The organism is Polynucleobacter sp. JS-Safj-400b-B2 (assembly GCF_018881975.1).
Lineage (GTDB): Bacteria > Pseudomonadota > Gammaproteobacteria > Burkholderiales > Burkholderiaceae > Polynucleobacter.
The window spans coordinates 295,806-312,241 of the sequence record NZ_JACVPJ010000002.1 but is presented as its reverse complement, the minus strand read 5'-3'; the positions used below and the strand labels follow the sequence as shown (position 1 = coordinate 312,241).

General features: G+C 46.4%; 21 protein-coding genes. All 21 read left to right on the top strand.

What is annotated here, in order from left to right; translation table 11 throughout:
• The 21 genes from rpoC to rpsH all read left to right on the top strand — a co-directional run bounded on the left by rpoC (position 1) and on the right by rpsH (position 16,434).
• Positions 1-4,263 (top strand): DNA-directed RNA polymerase subunit beta', encoded by a 4,263-nt coding sequence (gene rpoC / locus ICN48_RS03575; protein ID WP_216152349.1) that lies wholly within the window; start codon positions 1-3, stop codon positions 4,261-4,263.
• A gap of 177 nt (positions 4,264-4,440) precedes the next feature.
• Entirely contained in the window at positions 4,441-4,821 is a 381-nt protein-coding gene (gene rpsL / locus ICN48_RS03570) for a 30S ribosomal protein S12 (protein WP_011901896.1), read from the top strand.
• A gap of 150 nt (positions 4,822-4,971) precedes the next feature.
• A complete protein-coding gene (rpsG, locus tag ICN48_RS03565; protein WP_011901897.1) occupies positions 4,972-5,442 on the top strand; it encodes a 30S ribosomal protein S7 in 471 nt (156 codons plus the stop codon).
• Positions 5,443-5,469: 27 nt separating this feature from the next.
• On the top strand, positions 5,470-7,572 hold the full coding sequence (fusA, locus tag ICN48_RS03560) for an elongation factor G (protein ID WP_216152348.1): 2,103 nt from the start codon (positions 5,470-5,472) through the stop codon (positions 7,570-7,572).
• A gap of 51 nt (positions 7,573-7,623) precedes the next feature.
• Entirely contained in the window at positions 7,624-8,814 is a 1,191-nt protein-coding gene (tuf, locus tag ICN48_RS03555) for an elongation factor Tu (protein ID WP_216152347.1), read from the top strand.
• Positions 8,815-8,947: 133 nt separating this feature from the next.
• Positions 8,948-9,259 (top strand): 30S ribosomal protein S10, encoded by a 312-nt coding sequence (gene rpsJ, locus ICN48_RS03550; RefSeq protein WP_011901899.1) that lies wholly within the window; start codon positions 8,948-8,950, stop codon positions 9,257-9,259.
• A 197-nt stretch (positions 9,260-9,456) separates the two neighbouring features.
• On the top strand, positions 9,457-10,113 hold the full coding sequence (rplC, locus tag ICN48_RS03545) for a 50S ribosomal protein L3 (RefSeq protein WP_216152397.1): 657 nt from the start codon (positions 9,457-9,459) through the stop codon (positions 10,111-10,113).
• Between the two features lie 11 nt (positions 10,114-10,124).
• Positions 10,125-10,745, top strand: coding sequence for a 50S ribosomal protein L4 (gene rplD, locus ICN48_RS03540; protein WP_216152346.1), 621 nt, complete (start codon positions 10,125-10,127; stop codon positions 10,743-10,745).
• Positions 10,742-11,056 carry a 50S ribosomal protein L23 gene (rplW, locus tag ICN48_RS03535; RefSeq protein ID WP_216152345.1) on the top strand — a complete coding sequence of 105 codons (315 nt, stop codon included), beginning with the start codon at positions 10,742-10,744 and terminating at the stop codon, positions 11,054-11,056. Before rplD ends, rplW begins: the two co-directional genes overlap by 4 nt.
• Positions 11,057-11,058: 2 nt before the next feature.
• Positions 11,059-11,889, top strand: a complete 831-nt coding sequence (rplB, locus tag ICN48_RS03530; RefSeq protein ID WP_216152344.1) for a 50S ribosomal protein L2 — start codon at positions 11,059-11,061, stop codon at positions 11,887-11,889.
• A 19-nt stretch (positions 11,890-11,908) separates the two neighbouring features.
• Positions 11,909-12,187: a 30S ribosomal protein S19 gene (gene rpsS / locus ICN48_RS03525; protein WP_011901904.1), complete on the top strand. Its 279-nt coding sequence runs from the start codon at positions 11,909-11,911 to the stop codon at positions 12,185-12,187.
• 7 nt (positions 12,188-12,194) lie between these two features.
• On the top strand, positions 12,195-12,527 hold the full coding sequence (rplV, locus tag ICN48_RS03520; RefSeq protein WP_215392687.1) for a 50S ribosomal protein L22: 333 nt from the start codon (positions 12,195-12,197) through the stop codon (positions 12,525-12,527).
• Positions 12,528-12,535: 8 nt separating this feature from the next.
• Complete coding sequence (gene rpsC, locus ICN48_RS03515; protein ID WP_216152343.1) at positions 12,536-13,363, top strand: 30S ribosomal protein S3; 828 nt, start codon at positions 12,536-12,538, stop codon at positions 13,361-13,363.
• 2 nt (positions 13,364-13,365) lie between these two features.
• Positions 13,366-13,779: a 50S ribosomal protein L16 gene (rplP, locus tag ICN48_RS03510; protein ID WP_011901907.1), complete on the top strand. Its 414-nt coding sequence runs from the start codon at positions 13,366-13,368 to the stop codon at positions 13,777-13,779.
• A 14-nt stretch (positions 13,780-13,793) separates the two neighbouring features.
• Entirely contained in the window at positions 13,794-13,988 is a 195-nt protein-coding gene (gene rpmC, locus ICN48_RS03505; protein ID WP_216152342.1) for a 50S ribosomal protein L29, read from the top strand.
• Between the two features lie 12 nt (positions 13,989-14,000).
• Entirely contained in the window at positions 14,001-14,270 is a 270-nt protein-coding gene (rpsQ, locus tag ICN48_RS03500) for a 30S ribosomal protein S17 (RefSeq protein ID WP_011901909.1), read from the top strand.
• Between the two features lie 183 nt (positions 14,271-14,453).
• Complete coding sequence (gene rplN / locus ICN48_RS03495; protein WP_015420241.1) at positions 14,454-14,822, top strand: 50S ribosomal protein L14; 369 nt, start codon at positions 14,454-14,456, stop codon at positions 14,820-14,822.
• 9 nt (positions 14,823-14,831) lie between these two features.
• Entirely contained in the window at positions 14,832-15,140 is a 309-nt protein-coding gene (gene rplX, locus ICN48_RS03490; RefSeq protein ID WP_011901911.1) for a 50S ribosomal protein L24, read from the top strand.
• 16 nt (positions 15,141-15,156) lie between these two features.
• The gene (gene rplE / locus ICN48_RS03485; protein ID WP_046329383.1) at positions 15,157-15,699 is read left to right on the top strand and encodes a 50S ribosomal protein L5; all 543 of its coding nucleotides are present in this window, start codon (positions 15,157-15,159) and stop codon (positions 15,697-15,699) included.
• A gap of 9 nt (positions 15,700-15,708) precedes the next feature.
• Positions 15,709-16,014, top strand: a complete 306-nt coding sequence (gene rpsN / locus ICN48_RS03480) for a 30S ribosomal protein S14 (protein ID WP_011901913.1) — start codon at positions 15,709-15,711, stop codon at positions 16,012-16,014.
• Between the two features lie 24 nt (positions 16,015-16,038).
• Complete coding sequence (gene rpsH / locus ICN48_RS03475) at positions 16,039-16,434, top strand: 30S ribosomal protein S8 (protein WP_216152341.1); 396 nt, start codon at positions 16,039-16,041, stop codon at positions 16,432-16,434.
• Positions 16,435-16,436 lie beyond the last annotated feature (2 nt).

Genomic DNA, 16,436 nt, shown 5'->3' with positions numbered 1-16,436 from the left:
ATGAAAGCATTGCTCGATTTATTTAAGCAAACGCAGGGCGAAGAGCAGTTTGATGTCATCAAAATTGGTCTCGCATCTCCTGAGAAAATTCGCTCATGGTCTTTTGGTGAAGTACGCAAACCAGAAACCATCAACTACCGGACTTTTAAGCCCGAGCGTGATGGTTTGTTCTGCGCCAAGATTTTTGGACCAACCAAAGACTACGAGTGCTTATGCGGCAAGTACAAGCGCTTAAAGTTCCGTGGCGTAATCTGCGAGAAGTGCGGTGTTGAAGTTACTCTCGCCAAGGTACGTCGTGAGCGTATGGGCCACATTGAGTTGGCAGCCCCTGTAGCGCACATCTGGTTCTTGAAGTCCTTGCCATCCCGTTTGGGCATGGTTCTCGATATGACATTGCGTGATATCGAGCGCGTTCTCTACTTTGAAGCATATGTAGTGGTTGATCCTGGCATGACTCCTGAAGGCGCGATGAAGCGTGGTCAGATCATGTCTGAGGACGAATACATTGCCAAGACTGAAGAGTATGGTGACGGCGCATTTACGGCCATCATGGGCGCGGAAGGTATTCGTGATCTCTTGCGTTCGATTGATATCGATCGTGAAGTAGAGACCATTCGTGCTGATTTAAAAGCTACTGGTAGCGATGCCAAGATCAAGAAATACGCTAAGCGCTTAAAAGTGCTCGAGGCGTTCCAGACTTCAGGTATTAAGCCTGACTGGATGATCATGGAAGTGTTGCCAGTATTGCCACCTGAATTGCGCCCATTGGTGCCATTGGATGGCGGTCGCTTTGCTACCTCCGATTTGAACGACCTCTATCGTCGTGTAATCAACCGTAACAACCGTTTGAAGCGTTTGTTAGAGTTGCGCGCACCAGAGATCATCGTTCGTAACGAAAAACGGATGTTGCAAGAAGCGGTTGACTCATTGCTCGACAACGGTCGTCGCGGTAAGGCTATGACTGGTGCTAACAAGCGTCCTCTCAAGTCCTTGGCTGAGATGATTAAAGGTAAGAGCGGTCGTTTCCGTCAAAACTTGTTGGGTAAACGTGTTGACTACTCTGGTCGTTCAGTTATCGTGGTTGGCCCTACATTGAAATTGCATCAGTGCGGCTTACCAAAATTGATGGCCTTGGAGTTGTTCAAGCCATTTATTTTCAACAAGCTTGAGACTTTAGGAATTGCAACCACCATCAAGGCTGCAAAGAAAGAAGTTGAAAGCCAGACTCCAATCGTTTGGGACATTCTCGAAGAAGTGATTCGTGAACATCCAATCATGTTGAACCGTGCACCTACGTTGCACCGTCTTGGTATTCAGGCTTTCGAGCCAATGCTGATTGAAGGTAAAGCAATCCAATTGCACCCATTAGTCTGCGCGGCATTTAACGCGGACTTTGACGGTGACCAAATGGCGGTTCACGTTCCTTTGTCGCTCGAAGCGCAAATGGAAGCACGTACATTGATGTTGGCTTCGAACAACGTATTGTTCCCAGCTAACGGCGAGCCATCAATCGTTCCTTCACAGGACGTGGTGTTGGGTCTGTACTACGCTACACGTGACAAGATCAACGGTAAAGGCGAAGGCATGGTCTTCGCTAACATTACTGAAGTAGTACGTGCATACGAAGCAGGTCAAGTTGAATTGGCTTCTCGTGTTGCTGTTCGTATTACTGAGTTTGAGATTGTGGACAAGAAGGCAGAGGGCGATGCCCGTTTTGCTGAAAAGACCAAGATCTATCAAACATCAGTTGGCCGTGCAATCTTGTCTGAGATTTTGCCTAAAGGCATGTCTTTCGAGGAAATTAACAAGCCCTTGAAGAAAAAAGAAATTTCACGCTTGATCAACACTTCATTCCGTAAGTGTGGATTGCGTGAAACGGTTATTTTTGCTGACCGCCTCTTGCAGTCTGGTTTCCACTTGGCTACCAATGCTGGTATCTCAGTTGCGATCGACGATATGTTGATCCCGACCTCTAAAGAGCGCATCATCACCGAGGCTTCTGCCAAGGTTAAAGAGTATGACAAGCAGTTCATGTCAGGTCTCGTAACCAATCAAGAGCGTTATAACAACGTGGTTGATATTTGGGGTGCAGCAGGCGACCAAGTTGGTAAGGCAATGATGGACGAGTTGTCACACGTTGACGTACTCGACCGTAACGGTAAGACTGTGCGTCAAGAATCCTTTAACTCTATCTACATGATGGCGGATTCTGGTGCGCGTGGATCTGCAGCGCAGATTCGCCAGTTGGCTGGTATGCGTGGTTTGATGGCTAAGCCTGATGGCTCGATCATTGAAACCCCAATTACTGCGAACTTCCGTGAAGGCTTGAACGTATTACAGTACTTCATTTCAACCCACGGTGCTCGTAAAGGTCTTGCTGATACCGCGTTGAAGACAGCGAACTCTGGCTACTTGACACGTCGTTTGTGCGACGTTACTCAAGATCTCGTGGTGATTGAAGATGATTGCGGCGCAACTTCTGGCGTAACAATGAAGGCGCTGGTTGAAGGCGGCGAAATTATCGAAGCATTGCGCGATCGTATTTTGGGTCGTGTATGTATCGGTGACATCGTTCACCCTGATACACAAGAAGTCATTGTTCCGAATGACACATTGCTTGACGAAGATCATGTTGATCAAATCGTGGCATTGGGTATCGACGAAGTTAAAGTTCGCACAGTATTGTCTTGCTTAACCCGCTTTGGCTTATGCGCTAAGTGCTACGGACGCGATCTAGGTCGCGGTGGTTTGGTGAACGTTGGTGAAGCAGTTGGTGTTATCGCTGCTCAGTCCATCGGTGAGCCAGGCACACAGTTGACGATGCGTACCTTCCACATTGGTGGTGCAGCGTCACGTGCTTTGGTTGCAAGCAATATTGAAGCCAAATCTAACGGTGCTTTGAAGTTCTCTGGCACGATGCGTGTTGTGAAGAACGCCAAGGGTGAGCAGATCGTGATTTCACGTTCTGGTGAAGCCTTGATCGTTGACGAGAATGGTCGTGAGCGCGAGCGTCATAAAGTACCTTACGGTGCAACTCTCTTGTTGAAAGAAGATGCTGCTGTTAAGGCTGGCGCAAGCTTGGCGACATGGGATCCATTAACACGTCCGATTATTTCTGAGTACGCGGGTATCGCTCGCTTTGATAACGTTGAAGAAGGCGTCACCGTTGCTAAGCAGGTTGACGAAGTTACTGGTCTGTCCACTTTGGTGGTGATTGACGGCAAACGTCGCTCTGCTGCAAGCAAAGGCGTTCGCCCAATGATCAACTTGGTTGATGACAAGGGTAACGAAGTCATGATCGCCGGTACTGATCACCCTGTAAACATTGGCCTCCAAGTAGGCGCTTTGATTACTGTTAAAGATGGTCAGAAGGTCGAAGTTGGTGAAGTATTGGCACGTATTCCAATCGAATCACAGAAGACTCGCGACATTACCGGTGGTTTGCCACGCGTTGCAGAATTGTTCGAAGCACGTTCACCAAAAGATGCAGCTGTACTGGCGAAAGTTACTGGAACCGTTTCCTTCGGTAAAGAAACCAAAGGTAAACAGCGTTTGGTCATTACCGATATGGATGGCGAAGCCAATGAATTCTTGATTCCAAAAGAGAAGCAAGTTCTCGTTCATGACGGTCAAGTTGTGAACAAGGGTGAGATGATTGTGGAAGGCCCTGCTGATCCACATGACATTTTGACTCTCAGAGGTATTGAAGAGTTGGCGATCTACATCGTTGATGAAGTTCAAGACGTTTACCGTTTGCAAGGCGTGAAGATTAATGACAAGCACATTGAAGTGATCGTGCGTCAAATGTTGCGTCGTGTGCAGATCACTGATGGTGGCGATACTGCCTACATCACTGGTGAGCAAGTTGAGCGTTCAAAACTGTATGACGCTAACGATTTAGTGATTGCCGCAGGTAAGCGCCCAGCCCAGTTCGAAAACGTACTGTTGGGTATTACTAAAGCATCCTTGTCGACAGACAGCTTCATTTCAGCGGCTTCTTTCCAAGAAACCACCCGTGTATTGACCGAAGCCGCCATTATGGGCAAGACCGATACACTCCGTGGCCTCAAGGAAAACGTCATTATTGGTCGTCTGATCCCTGCTGGTACCGGCTTGTCTTATCGCCGTGCACGCAAGGTCAGAGAGCAATTCGAGCGTGACCGCGCTCAAATGATTGCCGCCGAAGAGGAAGCAATGGCCAATATGCCTGTAGAAATTGAGGCTGAAGTCGTTGCTCCTGCTGGGGAGGCTGATCCGAGCTAATTTGGTAATTCTGGCCAGAAATGGCCAGTTTTTTCCCCATTTGGTTGACGGAAAAGGCTGGCCAAGCTAGAATGCTGAGTTCTACTGATTCAGAAGAGGGTCTTTTTGACCTAGAAATTCTCTAAGTCATTGATTTTCTTAAAAAAAGCAACAAAGAAGTACTAACCGAGCTATTTTATGCCAACAATTAATCAATTAATACGTAAGCCAAGATCCAGGCTGATCGTTAAAAGCAAGAGCCCTGCACTGGAAAACAGTCCGCAGCGCCGTGGTGTTTGTACACGTGTGTACACCACTACTCCTAAAAAGCCTAACTCTGCGCTGCGTAAAGTAGCTAAAGTTCGCTTAACCAATGGTTTTGAAGTCATTTCATACATTGGTGGTGAAGGCCATAACCTCCAGGAGCACTCAGTAGTGTTAATCCGTGGTGGTCGTGTAAAGGATTTGCCAGGTGTTCGTTATCACATCGTTCGTGGCTCACTTGACTTGCAAGGCGTTAAAGACCGTAAGCAATCACGTTCCAAGTACGGTGCTAAGCGCGCTAAAAAAGCTGCTTAATAGCAACTTAAAGTATTTGCAGCAAGTCTTCGTTTGTCAGACTTAAAAGACAAGTAAGTGGTTGTTCCGTCTAAGAATCTTCTTAGATAGTAGGGCAACCGGAGCGGGTGATCCATGTGGGTCGCCCCTAACTGAACTGAAGGAGTAGTTATGCCACGTCGTCGTGAAGTTCCCAAACGGGAAATTTTGCCGGATCCAAAATTCGGTAATGTAGAAGTAGCTAAATTCATGAACGTCCTCATGTTGGACGGCAAGAAATCGGTTGCAGAGCGTATCGTTTACGGTGCCTTTGATCACATCGAGAAAAAAGCAAACAAAGAACCACTCGAAATTTTCTCAACAGCTATGGGCAACGTTAAGCCAATGGTTGAGGTGAAGAGCCGTCGTGTTGGTGGCGCTAACTACCAGGTTCCTGTTGAAGTTCGCCCATCACGCCGTTCTGCTTTGGCAATGCGCTGGGTGCGCGAAGCTGCTAAAAAGCGCGGTGAGAAATCTATGGCTCAACGTTTGGCCAACGAATTATTAGAAGCTGCAGAAGGTCGCGGCGGAGCAATGAAGAAGCGTGAAGAAGTTCACCGTATGGCAGAAGCTAACAAAGCTTTCTCACATTTCCGCTTCTAATCAAATAGTCAAGAAAAGGCACCAACAGTGGCACGTAAAACCCCTATCGACAAATACCGCAATATCGGTATTTCTGCGCACATTGACGCAGGTAAGACAACAACTACGGAACGCGTTCTGTTCTACACCGGTGTTAATCACAAGATCGGTGAAGTACATGACGGCGCTGCAACCATGGACTGGATGGAGCAAGAGCAAGAGCGTGGTATCACGATTACTTCTGCTGCTACTACAACGTTCTGGAAGGGTATGGCTGGTAATTTTCCAGAGCACCGTATCAATATTATTGATACCCCAGGACACGTAGACTTCACTATTGAAGTTGAGCGTTCAATGCGCGTGTTGGATGGTGCTTGCATGGTTTACTGTGCGGTAGGTGGTGTGCAGCCACAATCCGAAACTGTTTGGCGTCAAGCGAACAAGTATCAAGTTCCACGTTTGGCATTCGTAAACAAGATGGACCGTACCGGTGCGAACTTCTTCAAGGTTTATGACCAAATGAAGACTCGCCTCAAAGCAAATCCTATCTTGATTCAAATTCCAATCGGCGCAGAAGAAAACTTCAAGGGCGTTGTAGACTTAGTAAAGATGAAGGCCATCTATTGGGATGAAGCCTCACAAGGTACTAAGTTTACCTACGAAGATATTCCTGCTGAATTACAAGCTTCTGCTGAAGAGTGGCGCGAGAAGATGCTCGAAGCTGCTGCTGAAAGCTCAGAAGAGTTGATGGAAAAGTATCTCGGCGGCGAAGGCTTGACCGAAGAAGAAATTAAAGCAGCATTGCGTCAACGCACTATTGCCAATGAAATCGTTCCAATGTTGTGCGGAACCGCTTTCAAAAACAAAGGTGTTCAGGCGATGTTGGACGCAGTAGTTGAGCTGTTGCCATCCCCATTGGATGTTCCACCAGTTCCTTGTGAATTAGAAGACGGCACACCTGCAACACGTGAAGCGTCTGATAATGCTAAGTTTTCTGCATTGGCATTTAAGATCATGACTGACCCATTCGTTGGCCAGCTCATTTTCTTCCGCGTTTACTCAGGTGTAATGAAATCTGGCGACACAATCTACAACCCAATTAAGGGCAAAAAAGAGCGTGTTGGACGTTTGTTGCAGATGCATGCTAACCAACGTGAAGAAATTAAAGAAGTTTATGCTGGCGATATCGCTGCAGCAGTAGGCCTAAAAGACGCAACTACTGGTGAAACATTATGTGATCCAGATAGCATCGTGATTTTGGAGCGCATGGTATTCCCAGAGCCAGTGATTTCACAAGCTGTAGAGCCAAAGACTAAGGCTGACCAAGAAAAAATGGGTCTTGCTTTGAATCGCTTGGCGCAAGAAGATCCTTCTTTCCGTGTGAAGACTGACGAAGAATCAGGCCAGACAATTATTTCCGGTATGGGCGAGCTCCACTTGGAAATTTTGGTTGACCGTATGAAGCGTGAGTTCAGCGTTGAGGCAACTGTTGGTAAGCCACAAGTTGCTTATCGCGAAACCATTCGCAAAGTTTGCGAAGAGATCGAAGGGAAATTCGTTAAGCAGTCTGGTGGTCGTGGTCAATACGGTCACGTGGTATTGAAGTTAGAGCCACAAGCCCCAGGCAAAGGTTTTGAATTCGTTGACGCTATTAAAGGTGGTGTAGTTCCACGTGAATACATCCCTGCAGTAGAAAAAGGAATTATCGAAACATTGAATTCCGGTATTTTGGCTGGCTATCCAGTTGTAGATATCAAAGCTACATTGTTCTTCGGTTCATACCATGACGTTGACTCCAATGAAAACGCATTTAAGATGGCAGGCTCAATGGCATTCAAAGACGGTATGCGTAAAGCATCCCCAGTGTTGCTTGAGCCGATGATGGCTGTTGAAGTTGAAACACCAGAAGATTTCATGGGTAACGTAATGGGTGACCTCTCATCCCGTCGCGGTATTTTGCAAGGTATGGATGACATTCCAGGCGGCGGTAAGATTGTTCGCGCTGAAGTGCCGTTGGCAGAGATGTTTGGTTACTCAACTGGCTTGCGCTCGTTGACCCAAGGTCGCGCTACCTACACCATGGAATTTAAGCATTATTCCGAAGCACCGAAGAACGTTGCTGAAGCAGTCATGGCTGCTAAAGCGAAGTAATTTATCCACATTAATTTTGAATATTGACTAGCTAAAGAAGGCAGATTAAAAATGGCAAAAGAAAAATTCGAGCGGACAAAACCGCACGTAAACGTAGGCACCATCGGTCACGTTGACCACGGTAAAACCACATTGACAGCAGCAATTGCAACCGTGCTTTCTAAAGCATTCGGTGGCGAAGCTAAAGCATACGATCAGATCGATGCTGCTCCAGAAGAAAAAGCACGCGGTATTACGATTAATACAGCACACGTTGAGTACGAGACAGCAAACCGTCACTATGCACACGTTGATTGCCCAGGACATGCTGACTACGTTAAGAACATGATTACTGGTGCTGCTCAGATGGACGGCGCAATTTTAGTTTGCTCTGCTGCTGACGGCCCAATGCCACAAACTCGTGAACACATCCTCTTGGCACGCCAAGTGGGTGTTCCTTACATCATCGTGTTCCTGAACAAGTGCGACATGGTTGATGACGAAGAGTTGTTAGAGCTCGTAGAAATGGAAGTTCGTGAGCTTTTATCTAAATACAAATTCCCTGGTGATGACACACCAATCGTTCGTGGTTCTGCTAAGTTAGCCCTTGAAGGCGACGAAGGCCCATTGGGTAAAGAAGCCATCATGAAATTGGCTGAAGCATTAGATACCTTTATTCCTACTCCAGAACGTGCTGTTGATGGCGCCTTCTTGATGCCAGTAGAAGACGTGTTCTCTATCTCTGGTCGCGGTACTGTAGTTACAGGCCGTATCGAGCGCGGTATCGTTAAAGTTGGTGAAGAGATCGAAATCATTGGTATCAAGCCAACACTCAAGACAACTTGTACTGGTGTTGAAATGTTCCGCAAATTGCTCGACCAAGGTCAAGCAGGCGATAACGTTGGTATCTTGTTACGTGGTACAAAACGTGAAGAAGTTGAGCGCGGCCAAGTATTGGCTAAGCCAGGTTCAATCACCCCACATACTCACTTTACAGCCGAGGTTTACATCTTGGGTAAAGACGAAGGTGGTCGTCATACTCCATTCTTTAACAACTATCGTCCACAGTTTTACTTCCGTACAACGGACGTAACTGGTTCAATCGAGTTGCCAAAAGACAAAGAAATGGTGATGCCTGGTGATAACGTTTCGATTACCGTAAAGCTCATCGCTCCAATCGCGATGGAAGAAGGTTTACGTTTTGCGATCCGTGAAGGTGGCCGTACTGTTGGCGCCGGTGTGGTTGCAAAGATTTTGGCTTAAGTAGTAAATAGATTCAGGTAGTGGAAGTAAATAATATTTAGCGGTTTGCTAACCGGTGACATCAGTGCTGCTGATGTCACCGAGCTCTTTAGATGTATAACGTGGCAGCACCACAACGCTCTTTGGAATTAATATGCAAAACCAAAAAATTCGTATTCGCCTTAAAGCATTTGATTACCGTTTAATCGACCAGTCTGCAGCTGAAATCGTTGATACAGCTAAGCGTACTGGTGCAGTTGTTAAGGGTCCAGTACCTTTGCCAACCCGTATTGAGCGTTTTGATATCTTGCGTTCACCACACGTGAACAAGACATCCCGTGATCAGTTAGAGATCCGCACCCATCTCCGTTTGATGGATATCGTTGATCCTACAGAGAAAACTGTAGATGCTTTGATGAAATTAGATCTCCCAGCAGGTGTGGACGTCGAAATTAAGTTGCAGTAATTTGTTGTTTCCGGTCTTTTTGCTTGTCAAGACTGGGTTTTCGGGATAGAATCTAAGGCTTCGCTCAATTATTTGGGCGAAAATCTTAGTTTTATCAGCACTAAAAACGTTGTAAGTTATTGATTTAGAAGTACTTTTACTTGTAAATCACTTAAATTAATTTTGCCGACCAATCGAAGTCGGCGTGGAGCATGAATATGAGCTTAGGCTTAATCGGCCGCAAGGTCGGCATGACCCGTCTATTTACGGACGAAGGGGATTCAATCCCTGTGACCGTAATTGACGTGAGCGACAACAGAATCGCTCAAATCAAGACCCAGGCAACTGATGGCTATGATGCTATCCAGTTAGCACATGGCACACGTAGAGCTACTCGCGTTACTAAAGCAATGGCTGGTCACTTCGCCAAAGCTGGTGTGATGGCTGGTAACGGGCTCAACGAATTCCAATTAGACGCAGCAAAAATCGCAGAAATGACGCCAGGACAAGTAATTCCTGCTGACACTGCATTTACTGCTGGTCAAAAAGTGGACGTACAGGGTGTGTCTATCGGTAAGGGCTACGCAGGTACCATTAAGCGTTATCACTTCGCTTCTGGTCGTGCATCCCACGGTAACTCACGTTCACATAACGTACCAGGCTCTATCGGTATGGCGCAAGATCCAGGTCGCGTTTTCCCTGGTAAGCGTATGACCGGTCACTTGGGTGACGTTGCACGTACAGTTCAAAATTTAGTCATCGCACGCATTGATGCAGAACGTAATCTCATCATGGTTAAAGGCGCTATTCCAGGTGCCCCAGGCGGTAAAGTTATTGTTACTCCAGCGGTGAAGACACCGTTGAAGAAGAAATAAGGAGAGCGAATATGGAACTTAAGCTTTTCCAAGACAACGGTACTTTAGGTGCGGGCGTACAAGCTTCACCAGAAGTATTCGAACGTGAATATAACGAAGCCTTGGTACACCAAGTTGTAGTGGCTTACCAAGCAAATGCACGCAGCGGTAACCGTGCACAAAAAGACCGTGAGCAAGTTAAGCACACAACCAAGAAGCCTTGGCGTCAAAAAGGTACTGGTCGTGCACGTGCTGGTATGAGCTCTTCCCCGCTGTGGCGTGGAGGTGGTCGCATATTCCCGAATTCTCCAGAAGAGAATTTCAGCCAAAAAGTAAACAAGAAAATGTACCGCGCTGGTATGAGATCAATTTTGTCTCAGTTGGCCCGCGAAGGTCGTTTGAATGTAGTTGATCAATTTTCTCTTGACGCTCCAAAGACTAAAGTTTTAGCTGACAAAGTTAAAGCAATGGGCTTGGATTCAGTCTTGATCATTGTTGATCAGGTTAGCGAGAATTTGTACTTGGCATCACGTAACTTGCATAAAGTTGCTGTATGTGAGCCACAGCACGCTGATCCATTAGCTTTGGTTCAATACAAAAAAGTATTGGTAAGCAAAGCAGCGATCGCAAAAATTGAGGAGTTGCTGAAATGAGCCAAGTCCGTAAAAACGATCACAGCCTAATGAAGGTTCTACTTGGACCGGTTATCTCTGAAAAAGCCACTATGGTTGCAGAGAAAAACGAACAAGTAGTTTTTCAAGTAGCCCGCGACGCAAATAAGCTCGATGTTAAACAAGCAGTTGAATTGCTCTTCAAAGTGCAAGTTGACTCAGTTCAAATCGTGAATCAAAAAGGTAAGCCTAAGCGCTATGGCCGTTTTGAAGGTCGTCGTGACCATACCAAGAAGGCCTATGTGAATTTGAAGCCAGGTCAAGAAATTAACTTTGAAGCGGAGGCGAATTAATCATGCCTTTGATGAAGACAAAACCGACCTCACCAGGTCGTCGCTCAATGGTCAAGGTGGTCAATCCTGACCTCCATAAAGGTAAACCTTTTGCACCGTTGTTAGAGCCACAGTTTCAAAAAGCGGGCCGTAACAATAACGGTCACATCACTACCCGTCATAAAGGTGGTGGTCATAAGCATCACTATCGCGTTGTTGATTTCAAACGCAACGACAAAGATGGTATTCCAGCAAAAGTTGAACGCTTGGAATACGATCCAAACCGCAGTGCAAATATTGCATTGATCGTGTTTGCTGATGGTGAGCGTCGCTACATTCCTGCTGCTAAAGGTATGACTGTTGGTCAGGCATTGATGAGTGGCTCAGAAGCCCCAATCAAGTCTGGTAACAACTTGCCAATTCGCAATATTCCAGTTGGTAGCACCATTCACTGCGTTGAAATCATGCCAGGTAAAGGTGCGCAAGTTGCACGTTCCGCCGGTGGTTCAGCAGTATTGTTGGCTCGTGAAGGCGTTTACGCTCAAGTGCGTTTGCGCTCTGGTGAAGTTCGTCGTGTTCTGATTGACTGCCGCGCCACTATTGGCGAAGTTGGCAACGAAGAGCATAGCTTGCGTGTTATCGGTAAAGCTGGTGCAAATCGCTGGCGTGGTATTCGCCCAACCGTTCGCGGTGTGGCAATGAACCCAGTAGATCACCCACACGGTGGTGGTGAAGGTAGAACTGGCGAAGGCCGTGTACCTGTATCCCCATGGGGCACTCCAACCAAAGGTTATCGTACACGTCGCAATAAGCGTACAACTTCGATGATCGTTCAACGTCGTCAAAAACGTTAAGCGATAAGGATAAATAGATATGACACGTTCAGCTAAAAAAGGCCCATTTTGCGACGCCAGCTTAGTAAAAAAAGTTGAAGTTGCACAAGCCAACAAAGACAAAAAGCCGATCAAAACTTGGTCACGCCGTTCAACAATCCTCCCAGACTTTATTGGTCTGACGATTGCTGTGCATAACGGTCGTCAACACGTTCCGGTATATGTATCAGAAAACATGGTGGGTCATAAGTTAGGCGAATTTGCCTTGACCCGTACTTTCAAAGGTCACGCTGCTGACAAGAAAGTAACGAAGAAGTAAGGGGATGATGATGGAAGTTAAAGCTATTCACAAGGGTGCCCGCATTTCTGCGCAAAAGACACGTTTGGTCGCTGACCAAATTCGTGGTTTGCCAATTGCTCGCGCATTAAACATTTTGAACTTCAGCCCCAAGAAAGCTGCCTTCATTGTGAAAAAAGTGGTTGAGTCTGCAGTGGCCAACGCTGAACACAATAAAGGTGCTGATATTGATGAGCTCAAGGTATCAACAATTATTGTTGATAAAGGTACGTCCTTGAAGCGCTTCACAGCACGCGCAAAGGGTCGTGGCAATCAAATTGAAAAACAAACATGTCACATTACCGTGACCTTGAGTAACTAAGGAAAGATATGGGACAAAAGATAAACCCAACCGGATTCCGACTCGCGGTAACGAAGAATTGGACATCAAAGTGGTATGCAAACAATACTGACTTCGCAAAGATGTTGAAAGAGGACGTAGATGTCCGCATCTATCTCAAGAAGAAATTAAAGAATGCATCTGTAAGTAAAGTTGTGATTGAGCGTCCTGCAAAGAATGCCCGTATCACTATATATAGCTCACGTCCAGGCGTTGTAATCGGTAAAAAAGGCGAAGATATTGAAGTACTCCGCCGCGAATTACAAAAACGTATGGGTGTTCCAGTTCACGTAAACATTGAAGAAATTCGTAAGCCAGAAGTTGACGCGCAATTAATTGCAGACTCAATTACCCAGCAGCTCGAAAAACGTATCATGTTCCGTCGTGCGATGAAGCGTGCAATGCAAAATGCAATGCGCCTTGGCGCACAAGGCATCAAGATCATGTCATCAGGCCGTTTGAATGGTGCTGAGATTGCTCGTCGCGAATGGTACCGTGAAGGTCGCGTTCCACTTCATACATTGAAGGCCGATATCGATTACGCAACATCAGAAGCTGAAACTACATACGGCATCATCGGTGTAAAAGTTTGGGTATACAAAGGTGACACATTGGGTCGTGGTGCAGAAGCTCAAGTTGCTGCACAAGCCGCTGAACCAGCTGCCGAAGAAAAGAAAACTCGTCGTGCTCCAAGCAAGACAGCTGCTCGTAAACCAGCTGCTGGCACAGACAAGCCATTAGTTGCTGCTAAGCCAGCAGTAAAGCGTGTGCGTAAGGTTGAAACACCTGCCGCAGATACGCAGAAGTCAGGAGAGTAAGTATGCTACAACCAAAGCGTCGCAAGTATCGTAAGGAACAAAAAGGCCGTAACACTGGCGTGGCAACACGCGGTAGTTCAGTTGCCTTTGGTGACTTTGGATTGAAGGCCGTTGGCCGTGGTCGTTTGACTGCTCGTCAAATCGAGTCAGCACGTCGTGCAATGACTCGTCACATTAAACGTGGTGGCCGTATTTGGATTCGCATTTTCCCAGATAAGCCAATTTCACAAAAACCTGCTGAAGTACGTATGGGTAACGGTAAAGGTAATCCAGAGTACTACGTAGCTGAAATTCAACCAGGCAAAGTGCTCTACGAGATGGACGGTGTCGATGAGCAATTGGCGCGCGAAGCTTTCAAGCTTGCTGCCGCTAAGTTGCCTTTACAGACCACTTTCGTGATTCGCCACTTAGGTTGATCGGGATAGAGATTATGAAAAATACAGAATTAGCTTCAAAAGATCTGACAGCTTTAAATGCAGAGTTAACCGAGTTGCTTAAGACCGGTTTCAAGCTCCGCATGCAAAAAGGTACTCAGCAACTCACAAATACCAGCCAATTGGGTAAAAATAAGCGCGACATCGCTCGTGTGAAGACTTTTATCGCCCAAAAGACTGCAAAGAAATAAGGAAAAAGGGATATGACAGAATTATCTAAACCCTTGCGCCGCACCCTCGTGGGCCGTGTTGTTAGCGACAAAATGCAGAAAACTGTGACGGTGTTGGTTGAGCGTCAAGTTAAGCATCCAGTGATTGGTAAGTATGTTGGTCAATCCAAAAAGTACCACGCTCATGACGAAGCTGGCACATACAAGATGGGTGATACCGTTGAAATTGCTGAATCTAAGCCAATTTCACGCACTAAATCTTGGGTTGTGACCCGTTTAGTTGAGGCTTCAAAGGGTATTTAAAGAAATATTGGGGATTTTGGTGAAGTTTCTTCCCAAATCCCTATTTTACGTAGTAGAATAGAGGGCTTCTCTGGTTTTATTGGAGAAGCAGTGTTTTTCATTAATTCCGGGTTTTAACTTTCGTTAAAGCCCATAGACGGAACCAAGACTGTTTGCCTTTGGCCAATAAGTTGGGGATTAGAAATGATACAAACCGAAAGTAGATTACAGGTTGCCGATAACACAGGCGCCAGTGAAGTTTTGTGCATCAAGGTATTGGGCGGCTCTAAGCGTCGCTACGCCAGTATCGGTGATGTCATTAAAGTGACTGTAAAGTCCGCTGCTCCACGTGGCCGTGTAAAAAAAGGTGACATTTATAACGCCGTAGTAGTGAGAACTGCTAAGGGTGTTCGCCGTCCAGATGGTTCATTGATTAAGTTCGATGGCAACGCTGCGGTATTGCTCAACGCTAAGTTAGAGCCAATTGGCACACGTATCTTTGGACCAGTAACGCGCGAGTTGCGTACTGAAAAGTTCATGAAGATCGTTTCTCTCGCCCCCGAAGTTATTTAAGAGGCTGATATGAAAAAGATTCGTAAAGGTGATTCAGTAGTTCTGTTGACTGGCCGCGATAAGGGCAAGCAAGGAACTGTTACAGCCGTTCTCGAGAACAAATTAGTGATCGAAGGCGTAAACATTTATAAAAAGAGCGTCAAGCCAAATCCAGCAGCCGGTGTTACTGGCGGCATGATTGACAAGACGATGCCTGTTCACATTTCTAATGTGGCTGTGGTCGACGGTAACGGCAAACCATCACGTGTTGGTATCAAACTCGTGGATGGTAAAAAGCAACGTTTCCTCAAAACCACCGGCGCAACTTTAAGCGCATAAGGGGCACGGAGAAATTATGAGCACACGTTTTCAAGAGCACTATCAAGCTAAAGTCGTTGCAGATTTGATCGCCAAGTTTGGCTACAAGTCTGTAATGGAAGTTCCTCGTATCACCAAGGTAACCCTGAACATGGGCTTGGGCGATGCAGTGAACGACAAGAAGATTATCGAAAATGCAGTTGGTGATTTAACTAAAGTTGCTGGCCAAAAGCCTGTTGTAACTAAAGCTAAAAAAGCGATTGCAGGTTTCAAAATTCGTCAAGGTTACCCAATCGGTGCCATGGTGACATTGCGTGGCGCACGCATGTACGAATTCTTGGATCGTTTCGTTACTGTTGCATTGCCACGTGTACGTGACTTCCGTGGAATCTCCGGTAAAGCATTTGACGGCCGCGGTAACTACAACATCGGCGTTAAAGAGCAGATCATTTTCCCTGAAATCGAATACGACAAGATTGATGCCCTCCGTGGCCTCAATATCAGTATTACGACGACCGCTAAAACTGACGAAGAAGCAAAAGCTTTGTTGGCAGCGTTCAAATTCCCTTTCCGCAATTAAGAGGTTAACGTGGCAAAACTATCCCTAATTGAGCGCGAGAATAAGCGCGCAAAAACTGTAGAGAAGTACGCTGTAAAGCGTGCTGAACTCAAAGCAATCATTGCTGATCAATCACGCAGCGATGAAGAGCGCTATGAAGCTCGCTTGAAACTACAGGCACTTCCACGTAACGCAAGCCCGATTCGTCAAAGAAATCGTTGTTCATTAACCGGTCGCCCACGTGGCACATTCCGTAAGTTCGGTTTGGCTCGTAGCAAGATTCGTGAAATCGCCTTCCGTGGCGAAATCCCCGGTTTAACCAAGGCCAGCTGGTAAGCGGCGAAAGAATTAGGAGAACTCATGAGTATCAGCGATCCAATCGCCGACATGTTGACAAGGATCCGCAATGCGCAAGCAGTGCAGAAACCCGTAGTCTTGATGCCGTCGTCAAAAGTAAAAGTAGCCATCGCAAAAGTTTTGCAAGATGAAGGCTATATCGAAAGTTTTGAAATCAAAGGTGAAGCAGCTAAGCCAGTGCTACACATTGATCTCAAATACTATGCAGGCCGTCCTGTTATTGAGCGTATTGACCGTGTATCAACACCAAGTCTACGTATCTATAAAGGCCGTCATGACATTCCAGAGGTAATGAATGGCTTGGGCATTGCAATTATTTCAACCCCTCAAGGCGTAATGACAGACTGCAAAGCACGTGCAACAGGCGTGGGCGGCGAAGTTATTTGCTACGTAGCTTAAGG